Here is a 9,104-nt window from a genome sequence, read left to right as displayed (position 1 = left end):
TCGATGGAAGAGCATGACCTCACGATCGGCCAGCTGGCCGCCTCGGCCGAAGTGAACGTAGAGACGGTGCGCTACTACCAACGGCGCGGGCTGTTGTCCGAGCCCGAACGTCCTGTTGGCGGCATCCGGCGTTATGCGTCAGCCGACCTCGCCCGCCTCCGGTACATCCGCCGAGCACAATCGATGGGATTCAGCCTCGATGAGATTATTGGCTTGCTGGAGCTCAAGGGCGGACGCGCTTGCGCGGAAACCAGAACACTCACCGAACACAAGCTGCTGGAGGTTCGAAAGCGGCTCAGCGCACTGCGCAGGTTGGAGCGGGAGCTTTTGCGCCTGGTCGCAAGCTGCGGCCAAGCCCGTGCAGGTGCATGTTGCCCCACGCTTGAGCTACTTGAGCACGGCGAGTCCAAGCCGCTGCGGCGGTCGCGGTCCAAAAAAGCTGCTTCGAACTGAATTCACGCCCCTACAATGAGGCGTTTTTCAACGGAATAGAACCAAAGCGGTCGTTCTGTAGTGCCAAGTTCTGGCCTCAGGGAACTCAAATCACCTGGAATTGATCGGCCCATCGTTGTCCGGACTTGCTAGGGGTTGTTCAACGGACAGTTGCCCCCTGGACTCGCATTGATTCGATCAGTTGCGACCGCAAGGAGGTTTCGTGGCCCTTAAGCCAATACTCCAACAACAACGCGAATGGGCCCAAAGCCAATGGCCCGGACACAATTCTGTTTGCGCTCCGAGCATAGACGCGAATCTGTTTCGCCCGCTCCAAGGCGCTGCATGGAAGGAGTTCGCAGAAGCGAGTGGGAATGAACTCGGATTGGGCGGCGGCACGCCCAAGATGAGCTCCTTACGATCATCATCTGCGCTCGCCTACAACGTGTTTCACGCGTGGCGGAATGAAGGATTAGCCTCGCTGGCCAAAGGCCTTTCGCTAAAAGGCGCATTCTCTGCGTTGCGCTTCGAAGAAAAGTGCCCACACGGTTTGGGGAGCTTCCTCCCAACCTTGATGTGGTCCTGTGCTCAAGCAAAGGTACGGTGGGCATTGAAAGCAAATTCACGGAGCCTTATGGGAATAAGAAGAATCACCCGCCCCTGGATCATAAGTATTTTGAGAACCACCCTGGAAGATGGAAGGAGTGGCAGTTAACGATCTGCCAAGAGATCGCAGAGTCGGTCGAGCATGGCCGCTATAAACGCCTTGCCGTGGGCCAACTCCTGAAGCACGTCTTGGGCCTGGCGCACCTACATAACTCAGGGAAAGGTCTTTGCCTTCTCTACATTTGGTACGACGCCGGCACTTCGGAGGCCGACGAGCATCGTGACGAGGTGGTGCGTTTCAGTGCTGCCCTTGGGCAAGAAATAGATTTCCGATCTATGACGTATCAAGACCTCTACCAAAGACTGCGTAATGAGCCTGAGCCAATGGAGGGCTATCTTGCCTACTTGGGGAGCAGATACTTTTCGAACTAACAAGTAATTCAACTCTATTGCCGGGCCCGGGCCAATAGCTTCCAACCACTCTCGTCCGGCCGCGAGTTAATTCCAGAGTTGAATGATCGCCATTGGCCGAAAGCGGACCCCAATAGCCGTCCTGTCTTGGCCGCAATCTAAACAAGCGCCCTGCGGAGAGCCGCACCCAGCCATCGTCCCGGTTCGATCGAACGGAACTTCATCGTCCTGTCATCTCCCACGTCAAAACTGTCTTCCCAGCATGAACGCCCCGCTGCTGCCGCCGCGCGCTTCGCTGGTTGTTCCGTCGCTTCCGGGCGATGGGGCGGACGATCCGCCGTCGAATCGGCACCGGACGATCTGGATCTCCGACGTGCACCTGGGCACGTCCGGCTGCAAGGCGGCCTTCCTGCTGGACTTCCTGAAATGGAATGACGCCGACACCCTCTACCTGGTCGGCGACATCGTGGACGGCTGGCGGCTGCGCAAGGGCTGGCACTGGCCGCAGGCGCACAACGACGTGGTGCAGAAGCTGCTGCGCAAGGCGCGCAAGGGCACGCGGGTGGTGTATGTGCCGGGCAACCACGACGAGTTCGCGCGCGACTTCTTCGGCCATGCCTTCGGTGGCATCGAGCTGGTGCCCGAGGCCGTGCACCGCACCGCCGATGGCCGCCGGCTGCTGGTGACGCACGGCGACCTGTTCGACGCGGTGGTGCAGCACGCGCGCTGGCTGGCCGTGCTCGGCGACACGATGTACACGGTGATCCTGGCGCTGAACCATCAGTTCAACCGGGTCCGGGCGCGGCTGGGTTTCGGCTACTGGTCGCTGTCGCAGTACCTCAAGCACCGCGCCAAGGCAGCGCGCGCCTTCATCACCGACTTCGAAATGGCGCTGGCGCGCGCGCGCGCGAGCGCGGCCTGGACGGGGTCGTCTGCGGGCACATCCACAAGGCGGAGATACGCATGATCGACGGCATCCTGTACTGCAACGACGGCGACTGGGTGGAAAGCCTGACGGCCCTGGTCGAAGACGAACACGGGCAGCTGCGGCTGGTGCAGTGGAGCGAGATCCGGGCGGATGAGACGCCGTTGCTGGCCGGTCCGCCTTCGGATGCGAAGCCGCTGGCGCTGGCCGCGCCACCCGTCGCCGGGGTGGGCGGATGAAGATCCTGATCGTCACCGACGCCTGGGACCCCCAGGTCAACGGCGTCGTGCGCACGCTCAAGTCGACCAAGCGCGAATTGGAGCGGATGGGCCACACGGTCAACTTCCTTACCCCGCTGGAATTCCGCACCATGCCGTGCCCGACCTACCCGGACATCCGGCTGTCGCTGCTGCCCGGCCGCAAGGTGCGCGAGCGCATTGACGAATTCGCGCCGCAGGCGCTGCATATCGCCACCGAGGGGCCGCTGGGTATGGCGGCGCGTTCGTATGCGCTGCGGCACAAGTTGCCGTACACCACGGCTTACCACACCCGTTTCCCCGAATATGTTCGCGCACGAACGGCCTTGCCGCTGTCCGTGACCTACCGGTTTCTCCTTTGGTTCCATGGTCCCGCCGAAGCCGTGATGGTGCCGACGGAAGTCGTGCGCCGCGACCTGGTGGCCGCCGGTTTCGCGCCGGACAAGGTGGTGCTGTGGTCCCGCGGCGTGGACCTGGACGTGTTCAAACCCGGCCCGCCGATGCCGCACGACCTGGCCAAGCCCATCTTCCTCTGCGTTGGCCGCGTCGCCGTCGAGAAGAACATCGAAGCCTTCCTGCGCCTGGACCTGCCCGGCACCCAATGGGTGGCCGGCGACGGCCCGGCGCTGGCCAAGCTCAAGGCGCAGTTCCCCGAGGCCCATTTCACCGGTGTGCTGACCCAGCCCGAGCTGGCCACGCTGTACAACGCCGCCGACGTCTTCGTCTTCCCCAGCCTCACCGACACCTTCGGCCTGGTGCTGCTGGAGGCCATGGCCTGCGGCTGCCCGGTGGCGGCCTATCCGGTCACCGGCCCGGTGGACGTGATCGGTGATTCGCCGGCCGGCGCGCTGGACGAGGACCTGCGCGCGGCGGCGCTGCGTGCGCTGCACATCCCGCGCGACGTCGCCCGCGCGCATGCCGAGCGCTATTCGTGGGAAGCCTGCACCCGTCAGTTCCTGTCCTACCTGCAGCCGATCGGCGGCCTTCAGCAGTTTCCGTAACTGTCGCCGTGACTGAGGTGTGCGTCCGCGGCCGAGCTGGGCACTTCCATGGTCCGCTTGCCCTTGTGGCAGACCAGCACCGTGTCGCCGCCGGCCTTGGTGCCGTAACCGTCGTAATTGAAGACACCGCAGCCACTGAGCGAAAGCGTGAAGAGAAGGGCGATGACGAGTTTCATTGCGGCTCCCTGCGTGCATGTGATGTCCGGCGGTACCGGGCTTTCGCACCGGACGGGACCAGGCCAAGTTAGGCGCGCCCGGGCGGGGATGCAAGCCCGGCGGGGCCCGCCGGCCATGCGCTACCATGGCCTTCCATCCCGCTTCCGGAGCGCCCCATGAACCTCGGAAACTTCTCCATCAGCCTGGCCGTCAAGGACATCAAGGCCTCGCGCGCGTTCTACGAAGCGCTGGGTTTCACCGCCTTCCACGACCAGATGCAGCACAACTGGCTGATCATGAAAAACGGCGACACGGTGATCGGCCTGTTCCAGGCATGTTCGACAAGAACATCCTCACCTTCAATCCGGGCTGGGACAACAACGGCCAGAACGTGGACCCCTTCACCGACGTGCGCGAGATCCAGCGCCGGCTCAAGGCCCAGGCATCACCCCGGTCACCGAAGTGGACGAATCCGGCACCGGCATCGGCCATTTCGTCGTCGTCGATCCCGATGGCAATCCGGTGATGATGGACCAGCACCGCTGACGGAAGTGGATCCGCGATGAACGACCACGACACCGTGCCCTTTCCGGCACAGCCCACCCTGTCCGACGACGGCCGCCTGGCGCAGGCGCGCGCATTCGCGGAACAGATGGCGCGCCGCCGCACGGTGCGCGATTTTGCGCCCACGCCGGTGCCGCGCGCGGTCATCGAAGCCTGCCTGCAGGCCGCGGGCACCGCGCCCAGCGGCGCCAACCAGCAGCCCTGGCACTTCGTGGCGGTTTCCGATCCGGTACTCAAGCAGCGCATCCGCATTGCCGCAGAAGCCGAAGAAAAAGAGTTCTACACACGCCGCGCCCCCGACGAATGGCTGCAGGCTTTGGCGCCGCTGGGGACCGATGCCCAAAAGCCCTTCCTCGAAACCGCGCCCTGGCTGATCGCCGTCTTCTACGAACGCACCGGGCCGGAAGTGGAAGGCCGCAAGGCCAAGCGTTATTACCCGCACGAATCCACCGGCATCGCCTGCGGCCTGCTGATCGCGGCGCTGCACCAGGCGGGCCTGGCCACCCTGACGCACACGCCCAGCCCGATGGCCTTCCTCAACGAACTGCTGGATCGGCCCCGCCACGAAGTGCCTTACCTGCTGCTGGTGGTCGGGCATCCCGCGCCGGGCTGCCGCGTGCCGGACATCCAGCGCAAGTCGCTGGCGGAGTTCACCAGTTTCCGCTGAGGCCGCGGCACCGGCACCATTGGCCCAGCCCGCCTGGCCGGAATGCACGGGGCCCGGTTATTGCCAGCGCCGCGACGGCCGTGCCTAGAATGCGCGCCACTGCCACCCGGAACGAGCCCATGCGAATGATGTCCCTGCTGTTGCTGTCCGCCCTTGCCACCACCGCGTCGGCCGCCACGCAGGAACGGGTCTTCGACATCGTGCCGCCGGAAGGCCGCGAGGTGCAGACGGTGGATGGTTATTCCGTGCTGCGGCAGGCAGGCACCAAGTTCGGTGCGGTGCTCACCTTCATGCCCGAAACCGAAACCAGCGCCTGGATCCCGACGGCGGTGCTCAACACGTCCGACGAGCGTTTGAAGGTCGGCACCCACGGCGTCAGCGCGCGTTACGGTGATACGGAACTGAAAGTGTGGTCCACCAGCGGCCTGATCCGCCTGGCCAAGGAAGGGCGCATCAGCGCGCCGGCGGAACTGGTCGCGTCCGCACCCGCCAGCGGCACGGTCACCGGCCCGGCCACGGATGCGCCGATCGCACCGTCGGGGCCGGACACCATCGGCCCGGCCACGCCGGGCGGACAGAGCCAGACCCTGGACCGCGGCGGTTCCAAGGCCCGCCGCAACAACGCACAGGAACGCGAGCACGACCTCGCCGTCGCCCAGGTCAGCGCGCTGCGCGAACGCCTGTTCCGCGACGAGACCATCGCCCCGCGCACCGTCGGCCGCGGCGACGTCCGCATCGACCTGCCGCCGCGCCGCAACGACGGCCAGCCCGCCGAGTTCGTGCTGACGCTGACCTTCGGCGGCGAGAGCATGGACGTGCGGTATCGGGAGCGGGTGGCGGCGGCGCCGTAGCAGGCGCCTGTTCGCCAGGCGTCGCGGCGCTTTCTAGAGCACCGCCTCCAGCCCCTTCCGGTCCAGCAGGTCCAGCAGCTTCAGCGACGGCCCGCTGGGCTGTTTGTCGCCCTGTTCCCACTTGCGCACGGTGGACACGCTGGTGTTCAGCACACTGGCCATGACCGCCTGGCTGAGCTGCAGGCGCCGGCGCAGGGCGACGATGCGCGTACGGGTGTACTTGGGCACCGGTGGCAGGCACAGGGCGTCGAATTCGGCCATTCGCCGCTTGTCTATGAAGCCCAGCTTGTGCAGATCCCTGGCGCCTTCGTGCACCGCCTCCAGGATCGGGCTTTTAGTGCGGGTTCGTGGGCGAGTGGTCGATTTCATGGAGTTGTCCTTCGTAGCGTGCGGCATCAAGCTGGTGATCATTCAGGGCCAGTAGCTCTGTGGCCCAGCTTTTGAGTGCCGCCAGCTCGTTGGTGCTGAGGTTGGCCTGTCCGCTCTTCAGGAATCCGAACAGGAAGAACCATCGGTCTCCGCGATTGCTGGCGACGATCATCCGGGCGCCACCCTGCTTGCCGCCACCGGGCATTGCCATGCGCTTCTTGACCAGACCGCCGCCGAGATCGGCATCGACCAAGCCGGCGCGCATCTCGGCTACGGCAATCGCCAGCGTCCGATCGGACAACCCGGTCTTGTGTTGCCATCGCCGGAAGGCCCTGGAGGCAAAGATTCGGAGTGGGGAAAGTGTGCCACTAGGTGGCATAGAAGAAAAGTCCGTTGTCGACCCCGTTCACGGTGTCGAGCGCGGACCTCGAGAGCCAGCGAGGTTGGCGTCATTACGGGCAGGGATCGAGGCTCATTTCTGTCCGAAGTCCACCCGCCCCGACGTATGATTCCGGCATGCGCTACTGGTGGGTCAACCAGAACCAGACCTATCGCCACGAGGTGGCGGGCGGTTACCTGTGGTCGCCAAAGCGCAACGCCAATGGCCATCGCAACCAGTTTTACGACTTCATGCGGGAGGTCGCGCCCGGTGACATCGTCTTTTCCTTCTGCGATGGCTTCATCAAGGGCATCGGTGTAGCGGTATCGAACGCGTACGAAGCGCCCAAACCCCTGGAGTTCGGCAAGGCGGGCGCTTACTGGGACAGGATCGGTTGGCGTGTGGATGTGGGCTTCATCGAACTCAAGACCCGTATCCGCCCCGTTGATCACATGGGTCAACTGGGGCCGAAACTGCCGCCCCGTTACTCGCCCCTGCAGTCCAATGGCCATGGGCTGCAAGGCGTCTATCTGACTTACCTGCCGGATCCGCTTGCGGCTACATTGATTGACCTGATCGGCCGTGAGGCGCGGAACATCATCGAGGGCAGCCTGGTCGCCGACAAACTGGTGCCCATGGCGGCGATTGGCCTGCTCCAATGGGAAGAGCACGAACTGCAGAAGGTCGCCACCGACAGGACGCTTGAGGAAACCACCCGGCAGGCAGTGGTGCAGGCACGGCGGGGGCAGGGGCTTTTCAAGCAGAACGTGATGAAGCGTGAGGCGTTCTGCCGGCTGACCCGGGTGGACCGGGTCGAGCATCTCAGGGCGAGCCATTGCAAACCCTGGCGCGACGCCAGCAACCGCGAACGGCTAGATGGCGAGAACGGGCTGCTGCTCACACCGGACGCAGACCACCTGTTCGACCGGGGTTTCCTCAGCTTCGACGGAAACGGCGATGTGCTGTGGTCGCCGGTCGCGCACATCCCTTCACTGGTTAAAATGGGCCTGGATCCGAAGGCGCTGAAGAACGTGGGAAGTTTCAGCGAGTCGCAGAAGGGTTACCTCGCCTTCCATCGCGAGAACGTGTTCCTGCAGACCTCGTACAAGTTCTAGAGGTTCAATGGCAGACGGGATTCTTACGTTCTGCTGATCAGTTACCTGACTCTGTGGCTGAAACTGTCGTCTGAAGATTCAGCCGATGGCTTGCCGTACGTGTCCGATCTGCATGCATACAAGTGCTTGCATAGTATCTAACTAACTATATACTCCCGCATGAAGTCGCTGCACTGGCTGGGCACATCGCTTGATGACCTGCGTGCCTTTCCGGAAGGCGCCCGGGTTGAAGCAGGCACCGACCTGCGCCTGGTGCAGCAGGGCGTCGAGCCCCGCGACTGGAAGCCCATGCCCGACGTAGGGCGTGGGGTTCGGGAAATCGGAATCGCACTCCATACGCCGCACAGGGACATCGAGGAGGGCAGGGCGCGATACAGGCTGGTTTCTTGAAACGAGGGTGGGCAAGCCATGAACGCACGTGAAAAGAAGATCACGTCCTCCAGCGGCAACGTTTTCATCGACCTCGGTTTCGATGAGGCGCAGGCGCAGGTCCTGACGCTGCGCGCCGATCTCATGGTCCAGCTTGAAAGGCAGCTCAAGGCGCGCAAGCTGACCCAGGTCGAGGCCTCACGGTTGCTGGGTGTCAGCCAGAGCCGGATTTCCGATCTTGTGCGCGGCAAGACCGACAAGTTCAGCCTGGACATGCTGGTGCTGTTCGCTGCGAAGCTGGGCAAGCCTGCGAAGATCAAACTGGCGGGCTGAGGCCGCTCAACTCCCCACAACACCGCAGGCGCCGCCGGGCACTGCTTCACCGGCGCGGCTTCGTCCTCGCGGCTGTCCAGCAGCCAGCAGTCGTCCAGCACCGAGCAGTAACAGGCACGCAGGCGCACCTTGTGGCGCGCTTCGTCCAAGGCCTGCCACAGGGTTTCGGACTGGTCTTCGCGCGGAATGCGCACCAGCTGGATCCATTCGTCGGCGCCCAGCACGCGCTGGCGCAGGCCGCTGGTGAAGCCGTAACTTTCGCCCTCGTGGCCGCAGCATGCCTTCAGGAACGCGCGCAGGCCCTGCACCGGCGTGCCGTCATAAGACAGCTCGGCCCAGCGGATGCGCGCCGGGCCGATGCCGCGGTTCAGCAGGTCGAAGGCGATCTGCGGTTCGCCTTCGGGCGTGATGTTGCTGGTGCCAAACTGCAGCGACGGCCACACGCTGGCCGCCAGCATCTTTTCCTGCGTGCGGTTGGCGCTGACCGCCACCCACAGCGAGATGGCAGAGATCAGCAGCACGCCCAGGCCCATCAGCAGGTCGAAGCTGCGGCCGCCGAGGAAAGGTTTGTCGGCGGCGGGCGGGCCAGGTTCCGGCGGCGGCGCGTGGGGCGGCGAACGGTCGTGTTCCATGACCGGATGATAACGAGGCCCGCGCCGCGCACAAACT

At 64.3% G+C, this 9,104-nt stretch carries 13 protein-coding genes; 9 read left to right on the top strand and 4 right to left on the bottom strand.

The window, feature by feature from the left end:
• Window positions 1–3: 3 nt before the first annotated feature.
• The 5 genes from FRZ33_RS01435 to FRZ33_RS17190 all read left to right on the top strand — a co-directional run bounded on the left by FRZ33_RS01435 (window position 4) and on the right by FRZ33_RS17190 (window position 3,632).
• Window positions 4–453: a MerR family transcriptional regulator gene (locus FRZ33_RS01435; protein ID WP_146907135.1), complete on the top strand. Its 450-nt coding sequence runs from the start codon at window positions 4–6 to the stop codon at window positions 451–453.
• 516 nt (window positions 454–969) lie between these two features.
• A complete protein-coding gene (locus FRZ33_RS17510) occupies window positions 970–1,470 on the top strand; it encodes a PGN_0703 family putative restriction endonuclease (RefSeq protein ID WP_425480607.1) in 501 nt (166 codons plus the stop codon).
• Window positions 1,471–1,711: 241 nt separating this feature from the next.
• A complete protein-coding gene (locus FRZ33_RS01430) occupies window positions 1,712–2,416 on the top strand; it encodes a UDP-2,3-diacylglucosamine diphosphatase (RefSeq protein WP_227977983.1) in 705 nt (234 codons plus the stop codon).
• Window positions 2,413–2,613 (top strand): hypothetical protein, encoded by a 201-nt coding sequence (locus FRZ33_RS15720; RefSeq protein ID WP_227977982.1) that lies wholly within the window; start codon window positions 2,413–2,415, stop codon window positions 2,611–2,613. The genes FRZ33_RS01430 and FRZ33_RS15720 overlap by 4 nt, the downstream gene beginning before the upstream one ends.
• Window positions 2,610–3,632: a glycosyltransferase gene (locus FRZ33_RS17190; protein ID WP_146907134.1), complete on the top strand. Its 1,023-nt coding sequence runs from the start codon at window positions 2,610–2,612 to the stop codon at window positions 3,630–3,632. The genes FRZ33_RS15720 and FRZ33_RS17190 overlap by 4 nt, the downstream gene beginning before the upstream one ends.
• Here FRZ33_RS17190 and FRZ33_RS01420 read toward each other — a convergent pair.
• Entirely contained in the window at window positions 3,617–3,808 is a 192-nt protein-coding gene (locus FRZ33_RS01420) for a hypothetical protein (RefSeq protein WP_146907132.1), read from the bottom strand. The two genes, FRZ33_RS17190 and FRZ33_RS01420, sit on opposite strands and share 16 nt — an antisense overlap.
• 314 nt (window positions 3,809–4,122) lie before the next feature.
• Between FRZ33_RS01420 and FRZ33_RS15705 the strand changes: the two genes are divergently transcribed.
• From FRZ33_RS15705 to FRZ33_RS01405, 3 genes are all read left to right on the top strand, one after another.
• Window positions 4,123–4,314 (top strand): hypothetical protein, encoded by a 192-nt coding sequence (locus FRZ33_RS15705; RefSeq protein WP_227977980.1) that lies wholly within the window; start codon window positions 4,123–4,125, stop codon window positions 4,312–4,314.
• A 36-nt stretch (window positions 4,315–4,350) separates the two neighbouring features.
• The gene (locus FRZ33_RS01410; protein WP_146907131.1) at window positions 4,351–5,019 is read left to right on the top strand and encodes a nitroreductase family protein; all 669 of its coding nucleotides are present in this window, start codon (window positions 4,351–4,353) and stop codon (window positions 5,017–5,019) included.
• Window positions 5,020–5,138: 119 nt separating this feature from the next.
• Window positions 5,139–5,870, top strand: a complete 732-nt coding sequence (locus FRZ33_RS01405) for a hypothetical protein (protein WP_146907129.1) — start codon at window positions 5,139–5,141, stop codon at window positions 5,868–5,870.
• Between the two features lie 33 nt (window positions 5,871–5,903).
• Here the strand turns inward: FRZ33_RS01405 and FRZ33_RS01400 are convergent, their stop codons facing one another.
• Both FRZ33_RS01400 and FRZ33_RS01395 read right to left on the bottom strand, forming a co-directional pair.
• On the bottom strand, window positions 5,904–6,239 hold the full coding sequence (locus FRZ33_RS01400; protein ID WP_146907128.1) for a helix-turn-helix domain-containing protein: 336 nt from the start codon (window positions 6,237–6,239) through the stop codon (window positions 5,904–5,906).
• Entirely contained in the window at window positions 6,205–6,540 is a 336-nt protein-coding gene (locus FRZ33_RS01395) for a type II toxin-antitoxin system RelE/ParE family toxin (RefSeq protein WP_265468661.1), read from the bottom strand. The genes FRZ33_RS01400 and FRZ33_RS01395 overlap by 35 nt, the downstream gene beginning before the upstream one ends.
• Before the next feature lie 215 nt (window positions 6,541–6,755).
• On the opposite strand from FRZ33_RS01395, the gene FRZ33_RS01390 reads away from it, so the two are divergent.
• Window positions 6,756–7,733, top strand: a complete 978-nt coding sequence (locus tag FRZ33_RS01390) for an HNH endonuclease (protein WP_146907126.1) — start codon at window positions 6,756–6,758, stop codon at window positions 7,731–7,733.
• A gap of 137 nt (window positions 7,734–7,870) precedes the next feature.
• Here FRZ33_RS01390 and FRZ33_RS17505 read toward each other — a convergent pair whose 3' ends face one another.
• Window positions 7,871–9,067: a hypothetical protein gene (locus FRZ33_RS17505; RefSeq protein WP_265468660.1), complete on the bottom strand. Its 1,197-nt coding sequence runs from the start codon at window positions 9,065–9,067 to the stop codon at window positions 7,871–7,873.
• Window positions 9,068–9,104 lie beyond the last annotated feature (37 nt).

Origin of the sequence: Arenimonas daejeonensis, assembly GCF_007993735.1 — a bacterium.
Taxonomy (GTDB): Bacteria; Pseudomonadota; Gammaproteobacteria; order Xanthomonadales; family Xanthomonadaceae; genus Arenimonas; species Arenimonas daejeonensis.
This window is presented reverse-complemented; position numbering and strand designations above follow the sequence as displayed.

Coding starts and splice junctions, on each gene's coding strand:
- FRZ33_RS01435 (WP_146907135.1), top strand. CDS start 4: ATGGAAGAGCATGACCTCACGATCGGCCAGCTGGCCGCCTCGGCCGAA.
- FRZ33_RS01430 (WP_227977983.1), top strand. CDS start 1,712: ATGAACGCCCCGCTGCTGCCGCCGCGCGCTTCGCTGGTTGTTCCGTCG.
- FRZ33_RS15720 (WP_227977982.1), top strand. CDS start 2,413: ATGATCGACGGCATCCTGTACTGCAACGACGGCGACTGGGTGGAAAGC.
- FRZ33_RS17190 (WP_146907134.1), top strand. CDS start 2,610: ATGAAGATCCTGATCGTCACCGACGCCTGGGACCCCCAGGTCAACGGC.
- FRZ33_RS01420 (WP_146907132.1), bottom strand. CDS start 3,808: ATGAAACTCGTCATCGCCCTTCTCTTCACGCTTTCGCTCAGTGGCTGC.
- FRZ33_RS15705 (WP_227977980.1), top strand. CDS start 4,123: ATGTTCGACAAGAACATCCTCACCTTCAATCCGGGCTGGGACAACAAC.
- FRZ33_RS01410 (WP_146907131.1), top strand. CDS start 4,351: ATGAACGACCACGACACCGTGCCCTTTCCGGCACAGCCCACCCTGTCC.
- FRZ33_RS01405 (WP_146907129.1), top strand. CDS start 5,139: ATGCGAATGATGTCCCTGCTGTTGCTGTCCGCCCTTGCCACCACCGCG.
- FRZ33_RS01400 (WP_146907128.1), bottom strand. CDS start 6,239: ATGAAATCGACCACTCGCCCACGAACCCGCACTAAAAGCCCGATCCTG.
- FRZ33_RS01390 (WP_146907126.1), top strand. CDS start 6,756: ATGCGCTACTGGTGGGTCAACCAGAACCAGACCTATCGCCACGAGGTG.
- FRZ33_RS17505 (WP_265468660.1), bottom strand. CDS start 9,067: ATGGAACACGACCGTTCGCCGCCCCACGCGCCGCCGCCGGAACCTGGC.